Annotated in this window: 25 protein-coding genes; all 25 read left to right on the top strand. The window is 36.1% G+C overall.

What is annotated here, in order from left to right; genetic code table 11:
• Positions 1-17 precede the first annotated feature (17 nt).
• A complete protein-coding gene (gene atpA / locus ACQWU4_RS02550; protein WP_429934196.1) occupies positions 18-1,595 on the top strand; it encodes a F0F1 ATP synthase subunit alpha in 1,578 nt (525 codons plus the stop codon).
• 73 nt (positions 1,596-1,668) lie between these two features.
• Complete coding sequence (gene atpG / locus ACQWU4_RS02545) at positions 1,669-2,535, top strand: ATP synthase F1 subunit gamma (protein ID WP_429934195.1); 867 nt, start codon at positions 1,669-1,671, stop codon at positions 2,533-2,535.
• A gap of 217 nt (positions 2,536-2,752) precedes the next feature.
• Positions 2,753-4,111 (top strand): hemolysin family protein, encoded by a 1,359-nt coding sequence (locus tag ACQWU4_RS02540; RefSeq protein WP_429934194.1) that lies wholly within the window; start codon positions 2,753-2,755, stop codon positions 4,109-4,111.
• A gap of 10 nt (positions 4,112-4,121) precedes the next feature.
• Positions 4,122-4,427 (top strand): ATP-dependent Clp protease adaptor ClpS, encoded by a 306-nt coding sequence (locus ACQWU4_RS02535; RefSeq protein ID WP_429934193.1) that lies wholly within the window; start codon positions 4,122-4,124, stop codon positions 4,425-4,427.
• Between the two features lie 136 nt (positions 4,428-4,563).
• Positions 4,564-6,417 (top strand): T9SS type A sorting domain-containing protein, encoded by a 1,854-nt coding sequence (locus ACQWU4_RS02530; protein WP_429934192.1) that lies wholly within the window; start codon positions 4,564-4,566, stop codon positions 6,415-6,417.
• A gap of 133 nt (positions 6,418-6,550) precedes the next feature.
• Positions 6,551-7,165 (top strand): uridine kinase, encoded by a 615-nt coding sequence (gene udk / locus ACQWU4_RS02525; RefSeq protein ID WP_184159304.1) that lies wholly within the window; start codon positions 6,551-6,553, stop codon positions 7,163-7,165.
• A 1-nt stretch (position 7,166) separates the two neighbouring features.
• Positions 7,167-7,523, top strand: a complete 357-nt coding sequence (locus ACQWU4_RS02520; RefSeq protein ID WP_429934191.1) for an FtsB family cell division protein — start codon at positions 7,167-7,169, stop codon at positions 7,521-7,523.
• A gap of 93 nt (positions 7,524-7,616) precedes the next feature.
• Entirely contained in the window at positions 7,617-8,777 is a 1,161-nt protein-coding gene (locus ACQWU4_RS02515) for a methylmalonyl-CoA mutase family protein (RefSeq protein WP_429934190.1), read from the top strand.
• 77 nt (positions 8,778-8,854) lie between these two features.
• Positions 8,855-9,238, top strand: coding sequence for a GxxExxY protein (locus ACQWU4_RS02510; RefSeq protein WP_429934189.1), 384 nt, complete (start codon positions 8,855-8,857; stop codon positions 9,236-9,238).
• A 244-nt stretch (positions 9,239-9,482) separates the two neighbouring features.
• Positions 9,483-10,646 (top strand): class I SAM-dependent methyltransferase, encoded by a 1,164-nt coding sequence (locus tag ACQWU4_RS02505; protein ID WP_429934188.1) that lies wholly within the window; start codon positions 9,483-9,485, stop codon positions 10,644-10,646.
• Between the two features lie 136 nt (positions 10,647-10,782).
• A complete protein-coding gene (locus ACQWU4_RS02500; protein ID WP_429934187.1) occupies positions 10,783-11,448 on the top strand; it encodes an OmpA family protein in 666 nt (221 codons plus the stop codon).
• Positions 11,449-11,525: 77 nt separating this feature from the next.
• Positions 11,526-12,905, top strand: a complete 1,380-nt coding sequence (locus tag ACQWU4_RS02495) for a dipeptidase (RefSeq protein WP_429934186.1) — start codon at positions 11,526-11,528, stop codon at positions 12,903-12,905.
• 167 nt (positions 12,906-13,072) lie between these two features.
• Positions 13,073-14,023 carry a T9SS type A sorting domain-containing protein gene (locus ACQWU4_RS02490; RefSeq protein ID WP_429934185.1) on the top strand — a complete coding sequence of 317 codons (951 nt, stop codon included), beginning with the start codon at positions 13,073-13,075 and terminating at the stop codon, positions 14,021-14,023.
• Between the two features lie 454 nt (positions 14,024-14,477).
• Positions 14,478-15,470, top strand: a complete 993-nt coding sequence (locus ACQWU4_RS02485; RefSeq protein ID WP_429934184.1) for a T9SS type A sorting domain-containing protein — start codon at positions 14,478-14,480, stop codon at positions 15,468-15,470.
• Positions 15,471-15,549: 79 nt separating this feature from the next.
• The gene (locus ACQWU4_RS02480) at positions 15,550-16,254 is read left to right on the top strand and encodes an SDR family oxidoreductase (RefSeq protein ID WP_429934183.1); all 705 of its coding nucleotides are present in this window, start codon (positions 15,550-15,552) and stop codon (positions 16,252-16,254) included.
• A gap of 154 nt (positions 16,255-16,408) precedes the next feature.
• Positions 16,409-17,155 carry an electron transfer flavoprotein subunit beta/FixA family protein gene (locus tag ACQWU4_RS02475; protein ID WP_429934182.1) on the top strand — a complete coding sequence of 249 codons (747 nt, stop codon included), beginning with the start codon at positions 16,409-16,411 and terminating at the stop codon, positions 17,153-17,155.
• 39 nt (positions 17,156-17,194) lie between these two features.
• Positions 17,195-18,142 (top strand): electron transfer flavoprotein subunit alpha/FixB family protein, encoded by a 948-nt coding sequence (locus ACQWU4_RS02470; RefSeq protein WP_429934181.1) that lies wholly within the window; start codon positions 17,195-17,197, stop codon positions 18,140-18,142.
• A 170-nt stretch (positions 18,143-18,312) separates the two neighbouring features.
• On the top strand, positions 18,313-18,912 hold the full coding sequence (locus ACQWU4_RS02465) for a bifunctional nuclease family protein (protein WP_429934180.1): 600 nt from the start codon (positions 18,313-18,315) through the stop codon (positions 18,910-18,912).
• Between the two features lie 21 nt (positions 18,913-18,933).
• Positions 18,934-20,316 carry a nucleoside permease gene (locus tag ACQWU4_RS02460; RefSeq protein ID WP_429934179.1) on the top strand — a complete coding sequence of 461 codons (1,383 nt, stop codon included), beginning with the start codon at positions 18,934-18,936 and terminating at the stop codon, positions 20,314-20,316.
• Between the two features lie 115 nt (positions 20,317-20,431).
• On the top strand, positions 20,432-20,986 hold the full coding sequence (locus ACQWU4_RS02455) for an RNA polymerase sigma factor (protein ID WP_429934178.1): 555 nt from the start codon (positions 20,432-20,434) through the stop codon (positions 20,984-20,986).
• Positions 20,952-21,677, top strand: a complete 726-nt coding sequence (locus ACQWU4_RS02450; protein WP_429934177.1) for a hypothetical protein — start codon at positions 20,952-20,954, stop codon at positions 21,675-21,677. Before ACQWU4_RS02455 ends, ACQWU4_RS02450 begins: the two co-directional genes overlap by 35 nt.
• Before the next feature lie 79 nt (positions 21,678-21,756).
• Positions 21,757-22,854, top strand: a complete 1,098-nt coding sequence (locus ACQWU4_RS02445; RefSeq protein ID WP_429934176.1) for a hypothetical protein — start codon at positions 21,757-21,759, stop codon at positions 22,852-22,854.
• Between the two features lie 149 nt (positions 22,855-23,003).
• Entirely contained in the window at positions 23,004-23,408 is a 405-nt protein-coding gene (locus ACQWU4_RS02440) for a hypothetical protein (protein WP_429934175.1), read from the top strand.
• Between the two features lie 140 nt (positions 23,409-23,548).
• Positions 23,549-24,727, top strand: coding sequence for an acetyl-CoA C-acyltransferase (locus tag ACQWU4_RS02435; protein WP_429934174.1), 1,179 nt, complete (start codon positions 23,549-23,551; stop codon positions 24,725-24,727).
• A 106-nt stretch (positions 24,728-24,833) separates the two neighbouring features.
• The gene (locus ACQWU4_RS02430) at positions 24,834-26,324 is read left to right on the top strand and encodes an MFS transporter (RefSeq protein WP_429934173.1); all 1,491 of its coding nucleotides are present in this window, start codon (positions 24,834-24,836) and stop codon (positions 26,322-26,324) included.
• The last annotated feature ends 108 nt before the right edge of the window (positions 26,325-26,432 follow it).

Genomic DNA, 26,432 nt, shown 5'->3' with positions numbered 1-26,432 from the left:
ACAAAAACAACCATACAATGGCAGAAATAAATCCGGCAGAAGTATCTGCGATCTTAAAACAGCAATTGGCCAACTTCGACACTCAATCAAATGTTGAGGAAGTAGGTACAGTTTTAACCATCGGTGATGGTATTGCTCGTGTATACGGGTTAGAAAACGTACAATACGGAGAGTTGGTGAAATTTTCTAGTGATGTAGAAGGTATTGTACTTAACCTTGAAGAAGACAACGTAGGAGTTGCTCTACTTGGTGAAAGTAAATTAGTAAAAGAAGGAGACACAGTAAGAAGAACAAACAGAATCTCTTCTATCAAAGTAGGAGAAGGTATGTTAGGAAGAGTAGTAGATACTCTTGGTAACCCTATCGATGGTAAAGGTCCTATTACTGGGGATTTATACGAAATGCCATTGGAAAGAAAAGCTCCTGGAGTTATCTTCAGACAGCCGGTAACTGAGCCTCTACAAACAGGTATCGTTGCTATTGACTCTATGATCCCTGTAGGAAGAGGACAGAGAGAGCTTATCATTGGTGACAGACAGACAGGTAAAACTACTGTTGCGATCGATACGATCATCAACCAGAAAGAATTCTTTGATGCAGGTAAGCCTGTATATTGTATATATGTTGCTATCGGTCAGAAAGCTTCTACTGTAGCACAAATCGTTAAAACCCTTTCTGATAAAGGTGCTTTAGCATATACTGTAATCGTTGCGGCTAACGCTTCAGATCCGGTTCCAATGCAGGTATATTCTGCAATGGCAGGTGCATCTATCGGTGAATTCTTCAGAGACACTGGTAGACCGGCATTGATCGTTTATGATGATTTATCCAAACAAGCGGTAGCTTACCGTGAGCTTTCTCTACTATTGAGAAGACCACCGGGCCGTGAAGCTTATCCTGGAGACGTTTTCTATCTTCACTCAAGACTATTGGAAAGAGCAGCAAAAGTAATTGCTGACGATCAGATCGCGAGCCAGATGAACGATTTACCGGATTCTCTAAAGCCAATCGTAAAAGGAGGAGGTTCATTAACTGCCCTTCCAATTATCGAAACTCAGGCTGGTGACGTTTCTGCATACATTCCAACGAACGTAATCTCTATTACAGACGGACAGATTTTCCTTGAATCAGATCTATTCAACTCAGGGGTTCGTCCTGCGATCAACGTAGGTATCTCTGTATCCAGAGTAGGAGGTAACGCTCAGATCAAGTCAATGAAAAAAGTATCTGGTACACTTAAACTAGACCAGGCTCAGTATAAAGAACTGGAAGCGTTCGCTAAATTCGGTTCTGACCTTGATGCTTCTACTTTAGCAGTAATCTCTAAAGGAGAAAGAAACGTTGAGATCCTTAAGCAGCCGGTAAACTCTCCACTTCCTGTAGACAGCCAGGTAGCTATGATCTACGCAGGAACAGAGAACCTTCTAAGAAATGTTCCTATCAGAAAAGTAAAAGAATTCCAGGTAGAATATATCGAATTCTTAAGATCTAAGCACCCTGATACAATGGCGGCTATTAAAGCTGGTAAAATCGATAACGATATTACAAACGTTCTTAAGCAGGCAGCTAACGATTTAGCTTCTAAATATAACTAAAATCTTCATTGTTTAAGGTTTGGAATCTTTTCTGAACCTTAAACTTTAGACCATAAACTTTGAACCCAAATTAATGGCAAACTTAAAAGAAATACGAGGTAGAATTGCGTCCATTTCATCTACGATGCAGATTACACGTGCTATGAAAATGGTTTCCGCTGCGAAACTTAAAAAAGCACAGGATGCAATCGTAATGTTGAGACCTTATTCTGAAAAACTGCAGGAAATCATCCAGAATGTAAATTCTAGCTCTGATCCTGACCAGGTTTCTGTCTATGCTCAAAAAAGAGAAGTGAAAAGAATTCTTTTCATCGCTGTTACTTCAAACAGAGGTCTTGCAGGAGCTTTCAACTCATCTATTGTAAAAGAACTTAATAATCAGTTTAGCGGAAAATCCCAATACGAAGTTGAAGTTCTTACAATCGGTAAAAAAGCTTTTGATGCGGTAAGAAGAACCCGTACGGTATATTCCAATGAAAGTGCTGTTTTTGATAACTTAAACTTTGATACGGTAGCTCATGTTACCGAAGGAGTAATGAGCAGCTTTAAAGAAGGCAAATTTGATGAAGTTTATCTGATCTACAATAAATTTGTTAATGCAGCTACTCAGGAAGTTACTACTGAACAGCTTCTTCCGATTTCTATGGCTGAAAAAGCTGAAGAAACTCAGGTAGAAACAGACTATATCTTTGAACCGAACAGAAATGAAATTCTGGATAATTTGATTCCTAAGGCAATCAAGACCCAGGTTTTCAAAGCGGTTTTAGATTCAGTAGCATCTGAGCATGGAGCGAGAATGACTGCAATGCATAAAGCAACAGACAACGCTCAGGCTTTAAAGAATGATCTTGTGATCTTCTACAACAAAGCGAGACAGGCAGCCATTACAAACGAGATCCTTGAGATCGTTTCCGGAGCAGAAGCTTTGAAAAATTCGTAAGAAATTACTTAAATATCATAGAAAGCATCGACACTGTCGGTGCTTTTTTCATGTATAAAAGGAAGAAAAAGCTTAAAGTTAAAATGTCCGGTAAAAACTTCTATTTCCCTGCTTCTGACTTCCATTCATCAAAAATTAACTTTCGAAATTCTTATCTCCAACTCAGGTTATTTTTATTTTATCTATCTTTGTAAATTAAAATTATACAACTTTCTAAATGGACTCGGATATAGTCAGGCTTTTGCTAGCCTTATTTCTTGTTTTATTAAATGGCTTTTTCGTAGCCGCAGAATTTTCAATTGTTAAAGTTCGTTATTCACAAATCCAGCTGAAAGCCGCTGAAGGTAACTCTATGGCAAAACAGGCAGAGCATATTATCAAGCATCTTGATGAGTACCTTTCTGCTACACAGCTTGGTATTACATTGGCTTCTCTTGCATTGGGTTGGGTAGGTGAAAGTGCTTTACATCATGTGGTTGAAAGCATCTTTCATTCTTTAAGCGTGGACTTAACTCAAACAACAATTACAACGATCTCAGTGGCAACAAGTTTTGTATTGATCACGGTGATGCATATTGTATTTGGTGAACTTATTCCAAAATCAATTGCTATCAGAAAATCTGAGTCAACCACAATGGCCACTGCAGTTCCATTAAGAATATTTTATACCATCTTCAAGCCTTTCATCTGGTTGATGAATTTAATGTCGAATACATTTTTAAGACTAGTAAAAATACATCCGGCTTCCGAACAGGAAATTCACTCTACCGAGGAACTTCAGCTTTTGGTAAAACAAAGTGCTGACAGTGGTGAAATTGAAGAAGAGAACTATGAGATCATTAAAAATGCATTTGATTTTACAGATCATTCCGCCAAGCAGATCATGGTTCCAAGACAGAATATCACATCTATTGATTTTGAAGAAGATATTAATGAAATCATCAACAAGATTATGGACAGCGGTTATTCCCGTATTCCGGTGTACCTTGATTCCATAGATAATGTGATAGGGGTTCTTTATACAAAAGAAATCATAAGAGAATTTGTTAAAAGAAAAGGAGAACTTAATCATGAAGACCTGAAAGAACTGATGCGCGATGCCTTTTTCGTGGTGGGAAGCAAAAAGATTTCAGACCTTCTAAAAATATTCCAGCAGAAAAAACAGCACCTTGCCATCGTTATTGATGAATTTGGTGGAACCGAAGGTATCATTACCCTGGAAGATATCTTAGAGGAACTTGTAGGAGAAATACAGGATGAGGAAGATGATGAAGATAAGCTGGTAGATAAAATGGGCGATAATATTTATTGGGTTCAGGCCACACAGCCGCTGGATGAAATAAATGAATATCTGCCTAAAAAACTGCCTCTGTCCGAAGAAAGCGAATATAACTCACTGGCAGGATTCATTCTGCATGCATTGGAAGATATTCCTGAAGAAAATGATGAATTCGATTTGGAAAACTATCATTTCAAGATTCTGAAAATGAATAATAAGAGTGTGGAGCTTGTAGAATTAGTATATGAAGGCCCGAGTGTACTCAACGATCTGGCAGATAAAATAGGAGAAGTTTAAAAAGATGAAGATGATTTTTTATAACAGCATAAAAGATTACGAAAATCCAAAACGTCAGTATGAAGAAGAAGTACTGGTTCTGGATGATACAGATGAAGTATATAAACTGGTTCTTCATAACGACGATATTCATACGTTTGATTATGTGATAGACTGCCTGATCGAAATATGCAAGCATACTCTGGAACAGGCGGAGCAATGTACCATATTGGTGCATTACAAAGGCAAATGTACAGTAAAAACCGGTTCTATGGACCTCCTTAAGCCGATGCACGAGAAGCTGTTATCAAGGGAATTAACAAGCGAGATAGTATAAATATAACTCTACCGGAAGGTAGAGTTTTTTTTGTTAAAAATGTAATATTTATTGATGATTATACACTTATTGGTGAAAAATTAGAATAAATTTATTTATATTAGCAATTAATACACACCTAATCTAAATATAAACCATGAAACAAAAAATTACTTCGATTATTCTCTGTGGTATACTTTGCTGTTCGGCATTAAACGCTCAGGAATCATCTTATGAAATTCCGGCAAAAAGCTGGATCAAAGAAAATTCAAGGAATTTGGGAATTCCGGGCTATACTTCACTGAAGTTGAGCTTTGTAAAAAAAGGACACTCGGGAGAAACACTTCGTTTTCAGCAAATGATTAAAGAAGTTCCTGTTTTTGAATCTGAAATTATCGTTCATTTTAACAAAGCGGGCAATATTTCTTATACTTCAACTGAAAATCTGAAAAATAATGTAAAGGATGTCAATGTAGTTGCTTCTTTTCCAGCTTCTGAAGCTTTAAAAAAAGCTCATGTTGCCTCAAAATCGAAAGGAGAGATTATTTATGAAGAAAACAAACTGTTTGTATACATTACTGATTCCGGTGATACAAAACTTGTTTTTAGAGTATTGACAAACTCCCATGACAATCCTGGTAGCTGGGAAACAGTTATTGATGCCCAAACCGGAGAAGTTATCAGTGTGAAAGATATTTCAGTATATCATCACAACAGAAATGAAGACCCCGGTACCAGAAAAAATAAAAAAGACGACGGAGCCAAGAAAACGACCTTGGAAACGGGTTCTGCCTATATTTTCCAGCCTGATCCGCTTTCCCAGATGCAGGTAGCTTATGGAGGACAGTATGTTGACGGAAGTGATGCTACCAATGCGAGTCTGGATGCGGCAAGAACTCTGGTGACTATTCCTGAACTGGAATTGGCTGCAGGAGTCTACAAATTAAAAGGAACTTACGTGGAAATTAAAGAACTGGAATCCCCAAGTACAGGACTTTTTACACAGGCAACCAACCAGTTTCTTTTTAACAGAAATGATCAGGGTTTCGAAGCCGTAAATGCTTACTGGCACCTTGATAACAATTTACGGTATATCAATATTACCCTTGGAATCCCATGTGTTCCTTCCCAGTATAATGGAGTTTTAAGATTTGACCCTCACGGATTGAGCGGGGCTGATAATTCCCATTATATACCTTCAAATGATACTTTAGCCTTCGGGGAAGGAGGAGTAGATGATGCAGAAGATGCAGACGTTATCATTCATGAATTAGGACACGGAATCCATGACTGGCTTACCAATGGAAGCTCATCTCAGGTTCAGGGGCTAGGTGAAGGCTCAGGAGATTATTGGGCACAGTCTTATAGCAGAAGCTTAAATCAATGGCCTTCTTCTGCGCCAGCTTATCACTGGATGTTCAGTTGGGATGGGCATAATCCTTTCTGGGCAGGGAGAGTTACCAATTATACGGCGACTTATCCTTCCGGGATTGTTGGGTCAATTCATACAGATGGGCAAATCTGGGCTTCAGCCTTAATGAGAATTTATAGCCAGATCGGAAAAGAAAAGACAGACAGAGCTTTTCTGGAGGGTTTGGCACTGACAGGATCAAATACCAACCAGCAAAATGCAGCTATTGCCGTAAGACAGGCTGCAATAGATATGCTTGGACAATTTGGATTTACCTGTAGCGATATCAATATAATGACCCAGGAATTTACTGCTACAGGATACATCCTGCCGGAATACAGTTGTGCATTAAGTACCAAAGAATTAGCTAAAGAAAATCAGACTAAAATATATCCAAATCCTGCCACTGATGTGCTCATTGTTTTATTAAAAGGAAATAAAGAAGAAAAAGCCGAAATCTATAATATGGAAGGCAGAAAAGTAATGGAAACCACTATTGGAAACGGAAATAATAAGATTGATATTTCAAATCTCCAGTCCGGAAATTATATTCTGTCCGTAAAAGGAGTAGAGTTATCATCCAAGTTTATTAAGAAATAAAAACCTAAGAATATGTTTAAATCCGGTGTCTTTGCATCGGATTTTTTTTGTTTAAACCAAATTCTATGGGGATTGTTTACTTGCATTCATCTAAAATAGTATATTTGTACCAACTATAAAGAAACTAAAAAGAATGCTTGTAATAGGAATTGCCGGAGGAACAGGATCCGGCAAAACTACAGTTGTTGACAAAATAATGCAGCAGCTTGATATTGAAGGAATGAATATCCTTTCCCAGGATAATTATTATCATGACAACCCGAATCTTACACTGACAGAGAGAGAAGCGCTCAATTATGACCATCCAAAGTCCATAGATTTCGATTTAATGATAAAACATGTAAAAGCTTTAAAAAATAATGAGTCTATAGAACAGCCCATTTACAGCTTTGTAACCCATTCCCGAACTGGCGACCACGTCACTGTAGAACCTAAGAATGTATTGGTAGTAGAAGGTATTCTGGTACTTACGAATAAAGAACTGCTGAAAGAATTTGATCTAAAAGTATTTGTTCATGCCGATTCTGATGAAAGACTGATCAGAAGGATCAGGCGGGATACCCAGGAAAGGGGGAGAGACCTTAACGAAGTTCTTCACCGTTACCAGACCACACTAAAACCAATGCACCAGGAATTCATAGAGCCATCTAAGAATGAAGCAGATTTAATCATTCCGAATATGAGACAGAATTCCGTAGCGATTGACTTTTTAACTACCGTTATTAAAAACTCGTTGAGAAAACATTAAAATGAAAGAAAACAAACTTATTAAAGACATTCAGCCGAAATCTGAAACATTCAAAATGATCCAGAAATATGTTCTGAATAAGTACACCATTACCATCTGTATGTTTCTGGTCTGGATGATTTTCTTTGATAAAACCTCTTTCCTTGTTATTAATGAACTGAACGGCGAGATCAGCCGATATGAAGACCAGCTTGAATATTATAAAAAAGAGTACGAAAAAAACGATGCTTTTTATAAAAAGCTGATGAATAATAAATCGGAAAAAGAAAAATACGCAAGAGAAAATTATTTCATGAAAAAACCGGATGAAGAGATTTTTATTCTGGTTGTAGACAGCACTAATATTGCTAAAAAATAAAAACATTTGAAGCGTGAATTGTCAATAGTGGTTTTTTTATTCACTATTTGATTTGCGAAGCAAAATTCACAATTTCGTCATAATAAACAGCCAATGTCAGCAGATATACTTCCAAACTGGGAAAATTTAGTAAAAAACCAGCTTAAAACAGAAGACATTTATTCCATTTTAAAGAAAGAAAATCTTGAAGGAATTGATGTAAAACCTTTTTACACTGAAGTTCAGAAACCACTGGCAAATCTGCCGAAAGTTGAAGAAAATACTCATCTGGTGGCCAGATATCATGAAAGTCTGGAAGAAGACGTATTTGCATTTCTTCTGGATCATAATGTAGAAAACCTTGAACAAAAAACAATTTTTGTCAATAATAAAGATCTTGCCGGACATATCAGTCCAAAAGAAGAAGACCAGTATTTTTCGCTGATTGATGTTTTTAATGAAAAAGAAGGTACTATTGATGACCAACTGGCTAAAGAGCTTTTATCAAAAGATTTTAAAAGAAATATCTGTATTGATGTTTCACTTCATCAGAATGCCGGAGCTGCCATTTATCAGCAGTTGGGAATTGCATTGGCAAAAACAAAAGAGCTTATAGAAGAATATGGAACTGAAATTCTAAATAAGCTGATTTTCAGAATAGCAGTCGGAGGAAATTATTTCTTTGAAATGGCTAAGCTGAGAGCATTTAAGATAGTTTTTAACCAGCTTACAAAGGAATATGGTTTAAATGAAACCCCTTATATCTTTGCAGAAACATCTCTGAGAAATAAAGCTGTTGCAGATAATGAAAACAATCTTATCCGTTCTACATTGGAACTGGCTTCTGCAATGATTGCAGGAGCTGATGCTGTTTTCAGCAATAACTATCTCGTGGACAGAAGTACTGATAATTCTGAAGAAATCTCTTTTAAACAGCAGATTGTTCTTGCTTATGAAAGCATCATTAATGTATTTGAAGATGCATCAAATGGGAGTTATTATGTGGAAGATATTACCCGCCAGATTGCGGAAAAATCCTGGGCACTGTTTGTTGAAATAGAGGAAGCGGGTGGTTACCTTGAACTTTTGAAGCAGGGAATTGTTCAGAAAAAGATTTATGACCATGCTGTTGAAGAGCAGAAATGGGTGGAAGAAGGAAAAATAAAGCTGATCGGGGTGAATTTATACCCCAAATTAGACGTTAAAAGATCAGTTGAAGACCTATACAGCGAAAAAGAAATAAAAGTCGTACGTTGGGCTGAAATGTTTGAGTAACTTATAGGTTTCCCAGATTTCTTAGACACACAGATAATCTGTTACAAGATATCTTTTTTATAAAACACACAAACACAATGAAGGAAAATGAGATAAGTTTTTATGTCAGAAAATGTATATTCTCTGTCTATAATGAGCTTGGACCGGGTTTATTGGAAAAAGTTTATGAAAAAGCTCTGGCTTATGAACTTGGGAACAATGGATTGATAGTAAAAACGCAGATCCCAATGAACCTTAAATTTAAAGATACTGTTATAGAATCCGGATTTATTGCTGATATTATTGTTGAAGATAAAGTGATTATAGAAGTGAAAGCAGTCACAGATATAGGTAATATACATCATCAGCAATTATTAACTTATTTAAAACTTACTGGATTAAAACTGGGAATTTTAGTGAACTTTAATACTGACTATATCAGTAAAAGTATTTTCAGAAAAGTAAATGGAGAATTAGATTAAAAATTATTCAACCACAGATTACACAGATTTGCACAGATGTTTTACGCTTAATTTTCTTATATATATTTCTATATAGAACTTTATACATAATAATCTGTGCAAATCTGTGTAATCTGTGGTTAAAAAAATAAAATCATTAAGTAATGAAGGAAAAGCTTATTGAAATTATTATTCGAATAAGGAAATAAATATATTTCAGAAAATAGACAGTGAAAAAAAATCAGTCTGATCGATTATATAGCAAATGCCTAGTAAATCTGTGGGAAATAAAATAAACAAACCAGAAATTCAGGAGTATATCAAGGCAAATCTCAATACAGATCTGCATTCTCTTCTGTTAAAAAAATCCCCGTTCCCGGATGTTTCCATGCAGGAAATTGTTCAGCAGATCAAAGGAAAACAGACTGCCCAGAAGAAATTTCCTTTTCTTTTGAAAGACGGAATTATTTTCCCTCCGCAGCTTAATCTGGAGCAGTCATCTTCAGAGGCTACGGCACTTTATAAATCACAAATCCTTAAAGGAAATAAGTTTATTGATCTTACCAGCGGTTTTGGAATTGATGCCTATTATCTGTCTCAAAACTTTAAAGAGGTTACTTTGGTTGAGCGGAATCCTGAATTATTGAAAATTGTAGAGCATAACTGGCATATTTTAGACCGAAAGGCTGTATTCATCAATCAGGATCTGGATGATTTTTTGAACGTTAATGAAGAACACTTTGACGTCATCTATTTAGATCCTGCAAGAAGGGATCAGAACAAAAACAAAGTTTTTCTGCTCGAAGATCTTTCACCTGACATTCTTCAGATCAAAGACAGGCTTCTTGCTATAGCAGATCAGGTAATTATAAAACTTTCTCCGTTAATCGATCTGAAGTATTTAATATCCGTCTTACCGGATATTTTCAGGATAGAAATTATAGCTGTTAAAAATGATGTTAAGGAAGCTGTTATTTTCCTTTCCGGTGAAAAAAGAGATGGAATTACAGTAGATTGTATCAATCTGGAAAGCGATGAATCTGCCTTTACATTTAAATTTGGAGAAGAAGAAAATGTTCAGGGAGTATATTCTGAGCCTGAAAAATTTATTTACATTCCTAATAACAGTATTTTAAAAGCAGGTGTTTTTAATCTGATTTCGGAAAGATTCAGGCTTAAAAAGCTTCATCCCAATACCCATATTTATACTTCAGCTCAAAAAGTTGATGGCTTTCCGGGAAGGATTTTGGAAATGGAAACTGTTGAATCTAAGCAGATTAAAAAGAAAGAGCAGTTCAATATTATTTCAAAGAATTATCCCTTAAAACCTGAAGATATCAAAAAGAAATACGGGATAAAAGACGGCGGAAAAGACTACCTTATTTTTACACAGTCCAAAAAAGGGAAAATTATTTTAAAATCAGTATAAAAATGTTGCCGAAAAAAGCAGGATTTCTTACTTTTGGGCAATCAAAAATTTAAGCATGAAATCGCTTGCTGTAAAAATAATTGAAACAGAGTAAATAATGCGATTCCATATGACCTTAGAAAAATAAATTTTGCATATGAAAAAATTAATTATATGTTTAGCTGTTGCAACAGTAGCCGTAAGCTGTAAAAAGATCCAGGCGGGAGGAAACAAGAATACTCTGAAACTGGAAGAAGGAGTAGAAAGATATTCCGACGATGTACAGGTAGGAGGTGAAGCACACGGTCATGAAGCTGCTGCAGGACATGGTTCTGAACATGCTGAGAAAAAATCTCAGGTTTCTATTGATTTAAATGGAGTTGCTTTGAAAGGTTTTGCTAACGGGATGGAAGACAGCATGATCAAGTACCTTAAATCAGGACAATACGCTTCTGCAACAGAAGACGGATTGAAAAGTGTATGGTATGACTTTGATAATGTAAACTTCAAAATAGGTTCTGCCAATCAACTGGAAGCTGGTTCTCAGGAGCAGCTGGACAACCTGGCTAAAATTTTGAAGGCTTACCCGGATTCAAAAATCAAAATCGGTGGTTATACTGACAAAACCGGAGATGAAGCTAAAAATGTAAAATTATCTCAGGATAGAGCCAATTTCATTAAGGCTCAACTTACAAGCTTAGGCGCCGGAGGACAGATCGTTTCAGCAGAAGGATACGGAAGCCAGTTTGCAAAAGTGGACGCAAAAGCATCTGATGCAGAAAGAGCATCTGACAGAAAAATGTCTGTAAGATTTACAAAATAAGCCAAATACAATAAAGTACATAAATGCCTTGCTCAAGCAGGGCATTTTTTTTATTTTTAACGAAACAAATTTTTAAAATGCAAGAGACATTAAATTACATTAACGAAAACAAACAGCGTTTCGTGGATGAATTATTTGAGTTATTGAGAATTCCTTCTATTTCTGCAGATCCGGCTTATAAAAATGATGTATTGAAGTGTGCGGAAGTATGTGCAGAACACCTTAAAAATGCGGGTGCAGATAATGTTGAAGTATGCAAAACAAATGGCTATCCTATCGTTTTTGGAGAAAAGATATTAGATAAAAACCTTCCTACGGTGCTTGTATATGGGCATTATGACGTACAGCCCGCAGATCCGCTGGAACTATGGAAAAAGCCACCTTTCGAACCATATATTGAAAAAACAGAGCTTCATCCGGAAGGTGCAATCTTCGCAAGAGGTTCTGCAGATGATAAAGGGCAGTTTTTCATGCACGTAAAAGCTTTTGAAGCTATGATGAAAACTAATGCTCTTCCTTGTAATGTAAAATTCATTTTAGAAGGTGAAGAAGAGGTAGGATCTGTAAGTTTAGGAGATTTCGTTAACGAAAATAAAGAAAAACTGGCTTGTGACTGCATCCTTATTTCTGATACACACATTTATAGCAACGAACAGCCTACTGTAACTACAGGTTTGAGAGGGTTAAGCTATGTGGAAGTTGAAATTGAAGGACCAAACAGAGACCTGCATTCAGGGCTTTACGGAGGGGCAGTTCCGAACCCGATTCATGTACTTTCCAGAATGATTGCCAAGCTGATTGATGAAGACGGACATATTACCATCGATGGATTCTATGATAATGTGGAGGTTGTTTCAGATGCAGAAAGAGCGGAAATGAACAAGCTGAAGGATAATCCTGAAGAATTTAAGAAATCTATCGGACTCAAAGGAGTGGAAGGTGAAAAAAGCTATACAACGCTTGAAAGAACCTCTATACGCCCTACCTTAGATTGTAACGGTATCTGGGGCGGATATACAGGAGAAGGAGCTAAAACAGTGATTCCTTCAAAAGCTTCTGCTAAAATCTCCATGCGTCTGGTTCCTTATCAGACTCCTGAAGAAATTACTGAGAAATTCACAAAATACTTTGAAAAGATTGCTCCTGATAATGTAAAAGTAAAAGTAACGCCTCACCACGGAGGAATGCCATATGTTTTACCAAGTGATACCAAAGAATTTTTAGCAGCTAAACAGGCTATGGAAACTGCATTTGGTAAAGAAGTTCTTCCTTACAGAAGTGGTGGAAGTATCCCGATTACAGCAATGTTCGAAAAAGTATTAGGTGCTAAATCTGTATTAATGGGCTTCGGCTTGGATTCAGATGCAATTCACTCGCCGAATGAGCATTACGGTCTGTTTAATTTCTATAAAGGAATTGAAAGTATTCCATTGTTCTTCGAGAATTATTCGAAATGATAAATATTAATCCTCAATTATTTTTTGAGGATTTTTTTTATTCATTTTCATGATTTATTTTAGATACTAACTAATATAGTAAATATTTTGTAATTAAAAGTGATATTTTTTTTGAACATTGATTTATATTTTGTAATTTCATGAGATAATAACAAAATATAAAAACTATGACAAAACTCTTTACTTCTTTAGCAACTTTGATTATTGCTGGGACAGCATTTTCCCAGGTTATAACTCAAAACACAACGTCTAATACAGTTTCCGCGACCGGTGCTGTTGCTTGTGCTAGTGGTGCTACAAGCACTAACTATTATACTGCAGATAATTCTTATTTAAGATTGTTTAAGCTGTCAGATTATGCAATAAATTATAATTATAAAATTACTAATATTGCATTTGGTGTGCAATTAGCATCAAGAACAGTTGCAGGAAGCTCTACGAATATTGGCGGCACATTTCCCGTTGAAGTTTGGCTTTATACTACAGCGGGTACTACACCAGTCTATGCAAATATGACTTCAGTTTCGGGAACAAGTCCGCTTACTACCGTAAATGTTTCTTCTGCCAATAATGCGGCTATGGTAAATACTGGTACAGCTGTAAACCAAACGATTCCTGCGGGATCTAATTTTGTAGTTGAAATCTGGCATGATGGTAATACAGGCCGTTTGGGTACCACAGCAAGTCCATATGAGAGGTTTTATATGGGAACCCATCCTGGTGGACAATCGGGTCCTTCTTATTTAGCATCAGAAACATGCGGAATAACGACTCCAACTGCAACGGGAACCGGAGCATTAGCAAGTTTTGCTTCTGCGCAGTGGGTGATGACTATAACAGGACAAAATGCAACATTAGGAACTACTGAAGTTATAAATTCTAAAGACTTACAGATTTATCCAAATCCCGTAAAAGATATTTTAAGATTTAAATTTGGAAATAATTTAAAGTCTGAAAGTATTGAAATAGTAGATATGAGTGGAAGATTAATTACTTCAATCAGCAATAACAAAAATGTAAATGAAGTCAATATGTCAAGTTATGCTAAAGGAAGTTATGTTCTTAGAGTAAAAGCAAGCGATGATAAAGTTTATATTCAGAAAATTATTAAAGAATAGTTTAAGTGATAGTTTGTATAAATGATATTAAAAAGAATATTATATCATTTTTGACAAAAAATGCTCTTTCTAAAAATTTATTAAAATTACTAATAAATCTTATTATAGGTAAAACGCTCCAATTAGGAGCGTTTTTTTGGGTGAAAGAATGAAAATAAATAATAATCCAGAAATGGAAAATTTATAATATTCTCATTGAAGTAATATTTTGTCGATTTTCTTTTGCTAAAATCACTATTCACAGGATTGTGTTCTTGTTCGAACGCGTTCCATTCTCTATATGGTCATTATTGATTATTTAATTTCTTTAAATTAATTTAAATCATTTGTTATATTTTTCAAACCTATAAAAATATAGAATATTAATTTTTTATTCGATATTTTTAATGATTTTTCAATTCATTTGTTGTTTTGTGTATATATTTACAATGAAATAATTTAAAAAAAAATCATTATGAGAAAAATTTTATTTTTGATAGCAGGGGCTGTATTTTCAGTAAATGCTTTCGGGCAGACCATTGTATCGGAAAATTTTAATGCATTCACAGCTGGTAATGTAGGGTCTGATACTACAGCAACAACGGCAGGTCAGGGAGGTTACTACCTTTACACCGGAACAGCTGCTGATTATCAGATTGCAATGATAGATGCAGCACACGGAAATTCCTTAAGAATTACAAGCGGAGCAGGATATAGTTCTACAGCAGTTACAAATAATAGGTATGTATTAAAACCAGTTTCTACTACAGCCACAGCTGGAAATAATATTTTGAAGGGTTCATTACAGTTTTATACAGGAGCTGCTACGGGTGCCGGAATAATTGAATGTATTGTTACTGATGCTACTATGGGAATTGTTGGAATAAATTATGATTTTACTACTAAAAAAATTACAGGCATGGGTAGATTAACAGCTGTTGCTACGGGAACTGCCAGTTTTTATAATATTCCTCTTGGAGCTGCTACTTACCCTGCGAATACTTGGGTATCAGTTTCTTTTACATATAATAAAACTACAGGAGCCTGTTCTTGGACTTATCCTGAAGGAACATATACATTTTCAAATCCAGCCTATACAGCTTCTCCTGGTTTAACGCCTACTCAACTTGACTTTATTTCTTTAACCAATACAGGTAATACTGTTGCTAATCAATCGGCAGTTGATAATGTTAATTTATCATTTGTAAATACGGCTACTTTAGGTACCAACGAGACAGTATCTGTCAAAGAAGGTTTAGTTATTTATCCAAATCCGGTAACTGATTATTTAACTGTTAAATCTGATTCTAAGGTTTATAGAATAGAAGTTTATGATATGGCCGGAAGAAATATGAACAGTAAACTGAATGGAGATAAAGTAGATGTTACTAATCTTAGCTCAGGAAACTATATCATCAATATAGAGACTAAAGAAGGGAAATCTACTCAAAAATTTATTAAAAAGTAAAATACTGATAAATCTTGGTATCAGCAAAACGCTCCAATTGGAGCGTTTTTGTTATTTTAGAGAATTAAAATTAAATAACATGCCAGAAAATAAAGTTGCTTATATAACCGGAGGAACCAAAGGAATAGGTTTTGGAATAGCCAGGATATTATTGGAAAATGGTATTTCAGTGGCGTTTTCAGGACGTAAAAGAGATGATGTGGAGAAAGCTGAAGAAGAACTTAGAAAATACTCAGAAAATGTTCTGGGGATTGTCTCAGATGTACGAAGTCTTGAAAGTGAAGAAGAAGCTGTAAAATATACCATTGCAAAATTTGGAAAACTGGATTTTGTTATTGCCAATGCCGGATTGGGGATATTCAAGCCTGTAGATGAGCTAACTGCTCAGGAATGGAATGATATGATAGAGACCAATCTCACAGGTGTTTTTTATACTTTAAAAGCCTCCGTAGAAGAACTAAAGAAGACAGAAGGTTATTATATTACGGTTTCAAGCCTGGCGGGAGCCAATTTCTTTGAAAACGGAACAGGTTACAATGCTTCTAAATTCGGAGTGGTGGGATTTACTCAGGCAGCAATGATTGACCTTAGAAAATATAATATTAAATCTACCGTCATTATGCCAGGATCGGTGGCCACAAATTTTAACGGAAATATTCCTTCAGAAAAAGACAGCTGGAAAATTCAGCCCGAAGATATGGGGAATCTGGTGCTCGATATTTTAAAAATGAATCCGCGTGTTCTGCCAAGCAAGATTGAGTTTAGGGCAACAAAACCTGCTTAGAAACTACATTTAATGTATTGAATAGTAAAATAATAAGTATTATGCATGCATAATATATTTTTTAATTATATTAGCAACAGTAAAATATAACAAAATCTCAGCATAAAACTCTAGGTTCTTTTATGCACAAAAGGGAAAAAATAAAATAGTACACATGAAAATATTAGTTTGTATCAGTAGTGTTCCGGATACTACTTCCAAGATTAACTTTACGGCAGATAAATCTGCTTTCGACAAAAATGGAATTCAGTGGGTAATTAATCCTTTAGATGAATTTGCGTTGACAAAAGCGGTTAAACTTCAGGAATCTCAGGGTGCAACTGTAACAGTGATCAACGTAGGGGATGCTGCTACAGAACCGGTAATCAGAAAGGCATTAGCTATTGGTGCCAATGACGCGGTGAGAGTAAACCTTGATCCTAAAGACAGCTATTCTACAGCAAAAGAAATTGCAGCTGTAGCTCAGAACGGAGGGTATGATCTTATCCTTTGCGGAAAAGAATCGATTGATTATAACGGAGGTTCTGTACCGGGAATGGTGGCTCAGTTATTGAACCAGCCTTTTGTAAACGCATCTGTAGGTTTAGATGTAGCCGGAAGTGAAGCTACTGCTATCAGAGAAATTGAAGGTGGAAAAGAAACTATATCAGTAAAATTACCTGCAGTAATCGCAGGGCAAAAAGGATTGGTAGATGAAAAAGATCTTATCATCCCGAATATGAGAGGAATCATGTCTGCAAGAACGAAGCCTTTACAGGTAGTAGAGCCTGCTTCTTCTGAAGTAAAAGTTCAGGGAGTAACTTATGACAGTGTGCCGCCAAGAGCTGCTGTGAAAATGGTTTCTCCTGATAACCTGGATGAGTTGGTAAGATTACTTCACGAAGAAGCTAAAGTAATCTAATCTTAATCCTTTAATTTTTAATCTTTAAATTTAAGAAAAATGGCAGTATTCGTATACGCAGAAAATATAAACGGAGTTTACAAAAAGGCAGCTTTGGAAGCCGTGTCTTATGCTAAAGCAATTGCAGATCAGGCAGGAGATACCGTTACGGCAATCTCTGTGAACCCTACAGATTCTTCAGATTTATTATATAAGTATGGAGCATCAAACGTTATTAATATCAAAGACGAAGGTCTTAAAAATTTCTCAGCAAAAGCATTTGCTCAGGCTGTAAGTGAAGTTGCAGATGGAAATACTATTGTTTTCCCTCATACAACAGACGCTTCTTCTATTGCTCCAATGCTTGCAGTAATGAAGAACTATTCTTTAATTACTAATGTTTTGGAAACACCGGAAAGCCTTTCTCCATTCCAGGTGAAAAGAAAAGCATTCTCAGGAAAAGGATTCATGCATGCCAAAGCTGAAGGAAACGGTGTTATCGTTACCGTTTCACAAAATGCTTTCGGAGTAAAAGAAAATTCTGTATCCGGATCAGAAGAAGTGAAAAACTTGTCAGTAGCTAATGAAGATACTAAGGTGATCTCTCATGAGCAGAGCTCAGGTAAATTGGATCTTAAAGAAGCTGAAGTTGTTGTTTCTGCAGGAAGAGGGATGAAAGGTCCTGAAAACTGGGGAATGATTGAAGACCTGGCTAATGTTCTTGGTGCTGCTACAGCATGTTCAAAACCGGTTTCAGATATCGGCTGGAGACCTCACACAGAGCACGTGGGACAGACAGGTAAGGCAATTTCACCTAATCTTTATATCGCAGTAGGTATTTCAGGAGCTATCCAGCATTTAGCCGGGGTAAACTCTTCTAAAACTATTGTAGTAATCAACAATGACGCTGAAGCACCATTCTTCAAATCTGCTGATTATGGAGTAGTGGGAGATGCTTTCCAGATTATTCCTGCATTAACTGAGAAAATTAAAGCAATAAAAGGATAAAACAGTCAATAGTGAATTTTACTTCGCAGGTCAATGTTGAAGTTTAATATTGACACGAAGTAATTCACAATTTACAATTCACCTATAAATAAAAGTTCGGGCTTTTCCGGGCTTTTATTTTTGCGTAAAAAACTGAAATCACAACAAAAAATTAATCTATATTTGTAGCTATGGATTATAAACAGCTAATTATTCGCGGAATATCGTACAGCCAGACCCAATCGGGGGCTTACGCTTTGTTATTGGAACATGAAGAATCACATATAAAATTACCTGTTGTCATAGGAAATTTCGAGGCTCAGTCCATTTCACTGGGACTGGAAAAAGATATCCATCCGCCTCGTCCGCTTACCCATGATTTATTCACAAAATTTATTGTTTCTGCCCACTATGAATTGGTTTCAGTAATTATTTACCAAATCGTAGACGGCGTATTTTTTTCTAATATCAATTTCAAAAATAAAGCTAATAACGAAGAGCTGATTCTGGATGCAAGAACTTCTGATGCCGTAGCAATGGCAGTAAGATTTGATGCTCCTATTTTTACCACTCAGCAGGTTCTTAATGAAGCCGGAATTCTTCTTGAACTGGAAGATGTTTCAAAAGAAGAACAGCCGTTCTCCGAAACCGTACAGTCTGAAGACAGTTTAAAAGCTGTATCTATGGAAGAGCTTCAGAAATTACTTGAAGAAGCTGTAAAAGAAGAAGACTTTGATACCGCTCTGGAAATTCAGGAAGAAATTAAAAGGAGAAAAAAGAAAATTGACTAAAAAGACACTTTATACTAAACTATGAATTTAAAATTACGACTTACCATCCTCAGTTTTCTCCAGTTTTTTGTTTGGGGAGCATGGCTGATTACGATGGCTAATTTTTGGTTCGGTACAAAACACTGGGATGGAACTCAGTTTGGGGCCGTTTTCGGAACCATGGGAATAGCTTCTATTTTTATGCCGACCATTACAGGGATTATTGCCGACCGTTGGGTGAATGCAGAACGAATCTATTCCGTGTTGCATATCCTTTATGGAGCTATCCTTTTTGTTCTGCCTCATTCTGCAGATCCTAATTCTTTTTTCTGGCTTATGCTTCTGGCTATGTGCTTTTACATGCCTACCATTGCTCTTGCCAATTCCATTTCCTATACCATTCTGAAAAACAGTAATCTGGATGTAGTAAAAGATTTTCCTCCCATTAGGGTATGGGGAACCATAGGGTTTATTGTGGCTATGTGGATTACGAATCTTACAGGGAATAAAGCAACGGAAGGGCAGTTTTATATTGGTGGAGCTATTGCTATATTTTTAGGAATTTATGCGCTGACTTTACCAAAATGCCCACCACAGAAACTGATTGATAAAAATGCTCCTTTATCCGAACAGTTGGGGCTTAATGCATTTAAGCTTTTTGGGAGCTACAAAATGGCATTATTCTTCCTGTTTTCAATGCTTTTAGGTGCAGCTCTTCAGTTGACCAATGCTTATGGGGATGTATTCTTAAGTGAATTTTCACATTTTCCTAAATATGCAGATTCATTTGTAGTGCAGAGATCTACAATTATTATGTCGATTTCGCAGGTTTCAGAGACTCTGTTTATCTTGGCGATTCCTTTCTTTCTGAAGAAGTTTGGAATCAAAAAAGTAATGCTGATGTCAATGTTGGCATGGGTGCTTAGATTTGGTTTCTTTGCTTATGGAGTTCCGGATGGATTCGGGCTTTCACTCATTATCTTCTCTTGTATCGTATACGGAATGGCATTTGATTTTTTCAATATTTCAGGTTCTCTTTTCGTAGAAACAACTACTGATAAAAAAATCAGATCTTCAGCACAGGGATTATTTATGATGATGACCAATGGTTTTGGTGCTCTTTTCGGAAGCTATATTGCAGGATGGGCTATTGATAAATTTTTCACACACAAATTTACAAACGCTACAGATCTTTCTGCATATCTGGATACAACAGCTGATAATCCTACTTTCCTTGAAATCCTTAAGAACAGTTTTAATTCAGGTGTAAATGCTGACGGAACACTTTCATCTATAGTAATGGTAAAAGACTGGCAGAATATCTGGCTTTCATTTGCAATTTATGCATTGGTTCTTGCTGTATTTTTTGCAGTTTTGTTCAGGCATAAACATAATCCGGATGAAGTTTCTTCAGTAAATCATTAATTTTATTATACTGATTATTAATATATTAAATTGCACTTTTGAAAAAGAGTGCAATTTTTTTTATTTTCAGGCAACCTTTTACAAAAAATTCCGTCTTATAGATAGAAACTGATACATGGAGAATCTTGAAAAGAATTTTTTACTGGCAAAAAAACAGGACCGGATGGCCCAGAAGGCTCTCTATGAAATGTTTTCAGCTAAAATGCTTGCCATATCAAATTCTTATACAAATAATCTTCATGATGCGGAAGATATTCTGGTGAGCGCATTTATGAAATGTTTTACCAAACTGGATGAATGCAGGGACTGGAAAAGCTTTCCGTTCTGGCTGAGGAAAATAATCGTCAATGATTCTATAAGCTTCGTAAGGAAAAACAGAAATGTTCTGTATGCAGATATAGAAATTGCAGATGATTATTCTGATGAAGACCTGGATGAGAGTCTCCATGACATCAATATCGAAGAGATATTCTCACAAATGCCGACAGGCTACAGACTGATCTTTAACTTATATGTATTTGAAGAAAAAAAGCATCAGGAAATTGCGGAAATTCTGAATATATCAGAAGGAACCAGCAAAAGCCAGCTGAGCAAAGCAAAAAAATGGCTTACAGAATTTTTAAAAGCGAAAGAACATGAAAAAAGAAATACTGAAACAATTAAAATCTGATTATGAGAGGCTCGAAATAAAGCCTTCAGCAGATCTTTGGGACAGAATAGATCAGAAATCAGAAGAAACAACTGAAACTGTATCAAAACCGTCTTTTCAGTGGTGGAAATATGCTGCCGTTATATTGGTATTGATCTCTGTAGGTACTCTTATTTATTATAATAGGTCCGGAAATAAATTTGATTATAAAAAAACAGACTATATCGTTAAGGATGTCTTGGAAAAAACAGTAAATCCTGTAAATTCTGATCATGAAAATCAATCTGTTATTTCAAATAATGATCCGGCCCGGATTCAGAGTAAGGAAGTAAAAATTGTAAGTGAAAACCATGAAAAACTAAACTCTGATAAAGGTTTGGATCTCAAAAAAGAAAAAAATACAGCTGTTAAGCAGATAACTGAAGAAAAGGAACAGCAGGTTGTAGCTCATCAATCTGAAAATCAATCAATCAATCAGGGAAAAACAGAGATCAGCAATGCTACTGATTTACCCGTTATTGCAGAGGTTCAAAGAGCAAAATCCAGTTACATCGATGCCAATGATCTTCTTCAGGGAAGGGAATATGATAAGGCCCGTGTAAAGGCCAATAATGACGACCGGAAATTTGGTGTGATTCACTTTGATAAAGTTGTTCCGAATGTAGGTAATGTAACGGTTTTGGGAGTAACAGTTTATCTGGATTCCAAATAATCTGAAAGTTTTACAAAAAATAAAATACTGCCCTTGAAGAGGTCAGAGCAAAAATATTGTCTAAAAATTAATAAAAAATATGAGAACAAAGTTAGCTTTAATGACTGCCATACTGGCTTTTGCCTGCAGTTTTGCTCAGGAAACACCGGAAATGAATCCGAAAATAAAACTTTATTCCAGAAAGATCGACAGCATTGTAGTATCCGAAAAGTTAAAAATGAATACAGAACTGGATGCGATAGATAAAAGCTTCAGCGAAAAAAAGATCACCATTGAAGAAAAACAGAAGCAGCGTGAAGAAACAGCACGGAAATACCAGCAAGCGATTAACGAAAAAGTAGATGCACAGCAGCAGGAGCTTGAGGCGGCAACAAAAGAAATGGTTAAAAATTCTGTTTTCATGGATCGTGACTCAACACGCTCTAAAAATGAATTCCGGATTGGTCATGACGGTGTAAACGTGAAATTCGGGCAGAATAAGGAAAGACGAGATCCAAAATTCTTCCTGAGAACTGTTGATCTTTCCGTAAGTATAATGGGAAGCGGTCTTACTTCAAAAGATGAACCATTCAATTTTTATAACGGTGATTCAGATACCAGAAATACGATAATTAATTCTTCTCAGTTTGCTTTACGTTATGAAGATCAGATCGGAGGTTTCAGAAGTCCAGTTTTTTACCGTTTTGGCTTAGGAGTCAGATCGGACCGATATGTTCCTAAATATGGAAAAGTTTTCAAACAAGATAATAACAGCCTTTTTGTAGATGATTTTGACCGGGGTAGCTTAAGAAAGACAAAGCTGAATGTTCATTATCTTTATGTGCCTCTGGACCTCAGATTTGTTTTGAATCCTAAGTATACGGAATATAAAGGAGTGAGCTATCTGGATAATAGAAAAAAACAGCTAAGCCTGATTATGGGAGTGTACGGTGGTTTAAGACTGGGAAGTAGCAACTATATTAAATATTCAAACGAAAATTCCAGAAGAATTGTAGAAAGAGAGAGAATGATGCACGGAGTGAATGACTTTATTTTTGGGAGTAAATTCGGGATCAGCTATGCAGGCTTTAACCTGTTTGTTCAGAAAGATTTTATACCGGCATTTAATGACAGTGCTCTGCTGAAGAAAAAATATGGTCTTCAGATTGGGATTGAGATCGCTAATCTTGATTTTTAATTTAGCAATAAATATTAATTTTTCTTGAATTAAATATAAATTTAATGGTCTTTCTTTATGTCTGATAAGTGTCTGTATGAAGATAAGCCGTTTTTAAAACACACTGTTTAAAAGTGTGTTTTTTTTTGTATTTTGGCACTTTAGTAAATATGAAAAACATTCAGTTATTAGGATTGATATTAGTAGTGGCAGGTAGTTTTCTGCCGCTTGTTCATGTTCCCATTATCGGGAACTGGAACTACTGGAAACTGGATCATTATCTGGCTATTGCTTGCTGGATTTTTGCTGCATGTGCAGTTTTCGGGATTGTTAATAACAATGGAAAAGTGGTAAGATTCTTCGGAATACTTTTGCTTATTCTTTTTGCATTCACCCTTGTTGCTGTAAAAATGCAGTCATTGGAATATTTCAGCTTTGTACCATTTAAATCCTGGAGGGAAGCATTTGCAGGAGTTGTAAAGCTGAAATGGGGCTGGATTGCAGAATTTTCAGGAGCTTTCCTTATGATTTTTGCTACAGGTAATAAGAAAGTAAATAAACGAACGCAGATATGATATATTTAAAAATTGCATCAGATGCTTAATATAATATTGAAAGCAACCAGTTTGAAACTATCTGTATAAAAAGAAAAAATAGAATTGCATAACGTTGCCAAAAGGCAAAACTTCATTAAAAAAAGTAAAATATAATACACATGAAAGAAGTATTCATAGTTTCCGCAGTAAGAACTCCTATAGGGAGCTTTATGGGAAGCCTTTCAACGGTTCCTGCTACAAAGCTGGGATCTGCTGCTGTAAAAGGGGCATTAAATAAAATTGGTCTTGATCCTAAAAATGTTCAGGAGATCTATATGGGCAATGTACTGCAGGCGGGAGAAGGACAGGCGCCGGCTCGTCAGGTAGCTTTGGGTGCAGGTCTGTCTATTGAGACACCTTCTACTACAGTAAACAAAGTATGTGCTTCAGGAATGAAGGCTGTAACAATGGCAGCACAGGCAATTAAAGCTGGTGATGCTGAAGTGATCGTAGCCGGAGGTATGGAAAACATGTCTTTGGTGCCGCACTATTATAATGCAAGAGTTGCCACTAAATTAGGCGACATCAAAATGCAGGACGGAATGGTACTGGATGGTCTTACAGACGTGTACAATAAAGTGCATATGGGAGTATGTGCAGAGAAATGTGCTGTAGACTATAGTATTTCAAGAGAAGATCAGGATAATTTTGCAATAGAATCTTACAAAAGATCTGCAAAAGCCTGGAGTGAAGGGAAATTTACTGAAGAGGTAGTTCCTGTAGAAATTCCTCAAAGAAAAGGAGATCCTGTAATTTTTGCTGAAGATGAAGAGTATAAAGCGGTAAACTTCGACAGAATTGCAACGCTTCCTACTGTATTCAAAAAAGAAGAAGGGACAGTAACGGCTGCCAATGCATCTACATTAAATGACGGTGCTTCTGCTTTGATCCTTGTTTCTAAAGAAAAAATGGAAGAACTGGGCCTTAAGCCTTTAGCAAAAATCGTTTCTTATGCTGATGCTGCCCAGGAACCTGAAAACTTTACGACTGCCCCTGCAAAGGCACTTCCGATTGCTCTTAAAAAAGCAGGTCTGGAGATTTCAGATATTGACTTCTTTGAATTTAATGAAGCATTCTCTGTTGTAGGCCTTGCCAACAATAAAATTTTAGGACTGGATGCATCTAAAGTAAACGTAAACGGTGGAGCAGTAGCTATTGGCCATCCGCTTGGTAGTTCAGGATCCAGAATCATCGTTACGCTTATCAATGTATTGAAGCAGAATAATGCAAAATATGGTGCTGCAGCGATCTGTAACGGTGGTGGTGGTGCTTCTGCTATCGTGATTGAAAATCTATAAAATTCTCTTAAAGAATATTTTACCATTAAGGAATCGATAATTTTTCTAAAATCTTATCAATTTCTTAATGGTTTTTCTATTTTTGTGCTACTAATATTTATTTGAAATGTCTGAAATTGAGAATCAACGACCTCAAAATATAAAGAATAATCCAAGGATTATGAAAGCCTGGGCGGTTTATGACTGGGCGAATTCTGTTTATTCACTGGTTATTACCTCGACTATTTTCCCTATTTATTATTCTATACTGACTACTGCGTATGAGAAAAAGGAGTATGTAGAGGAAACAAAATCATGGATTGATGTTCCGGTAAGGCATATGATAAAGATTTTCGGGAGAGAATACCAGCCGGATGCGGTATATGGATATTCACTTACGATATCGTTTTTTATTGTAGTGCTGCTTTCTCCGTTTCTGTCTTCGCTGGCTGATACCATTGGAAATAAGAAATCCTTTCTTCAGTTTTTCTGTTATCTGGGAGCCACTTCGTGTATGGGGCTTGCTATGTTTACAGGAATGCACAATGTGTTTTTAGGTCTTCTTTTCAGTATTACGGCAAGTGTTGGGTTCTGGGGAAGTCTGGTATTTTATAACTCTTTTCTGCCGGATATTGCAACGCGGGATAAGCAGGATGCACTTTCTGCAAAAGGCTATGTTTACGGATATATAGGTTCTGTAGTTCTGGTTGTGATCTGTCTGGTACTGATCCAGGTTTTTGCAAAAGGGGCGGCACAGCAGCTTTTATTTACCAGAATCAGCTTTCTGCTAACTGGTGCATGGTGGTTTGGATTTTCACAGTATACATTCAAGCACCTACCACAATTCGGGGACGTTAAAGAAAAACTTCCTAAAGATCTGGTACTTTTAAACTATAAAAATATTTTCAAGAAACATGAGGAGCAGGGTGGTTTCTTTGAGGTTCTTAAAGATAATATGAGCTTTTATAAGGACATTGCCAAAGAAAGCTTTCATGAGCTGTTCAAAGTAGGTGGCGTGTTGTTTAAAGATAAAAATTTAAAATTCTTTCTTTCCAGCTTTTTCTTTTACAGTGTCGGGATGCAGACCATTTTCTTAATGGCAACCTTATTTGGTAAAAGTGAGATCAATCTGGCTCAGGACAAACTTATTGGAACCCTTTTGGTAATCCAGATTGAGGCAATCATCGGAGCGGTAATATTCTCAAGATTATCAAAAAAAATAGGAAACAAGAACGTAATTTCAATTGCGATCATATTATGGATAGTGGCATGTCTTTGGGCATACTTCCTGAATAAAGAAAATCCTACGGTAGAATATCAGTTTTATGGAGTGGCAGCAGTAGTAGGGCTTGTAATGGGCGGACTTCAGGCCATGTCCAGATCTACTTATTCAAAACTTCTTCCGGAAGATTCTATGGAAAATACTACATATTTCAGTTTCTATGATGTGTTGGAAAAGATAGCAATCATTATAGGGACATTTATTTTTGCCACATTAATCGAGCATTTTAACAATATGCGTATTGCTGCACTTTCTATGACTGTATTCTTTGCTGCAGGCCTTATTCTGATCCGGTTTTTAAAAGTAAATATGCTGAAAAACAGAGATACCCTCTAAAAGCTTTAACAAAATACAATAAAAAGATGTCTTAAAACTAAGACATCTTTTTTTATGCTAGGTCTTATATTTTGAAAAGTAAACACATGTTAATTTGTTAATTGGCTG

Origin of the sequence: Chryseobacterium sp. MIQD13, assembly GCF_050496705.1 — a bacterium.
Taxonomy (GTDB): Bacteria; Bacteroidota; Bacteroidia; order Flavobacteriales; family Weeksellaceae; genus Chryseobacterium.
This window is presented reverse-complemented; position numbering and strand designations above follow the sequence as displayed.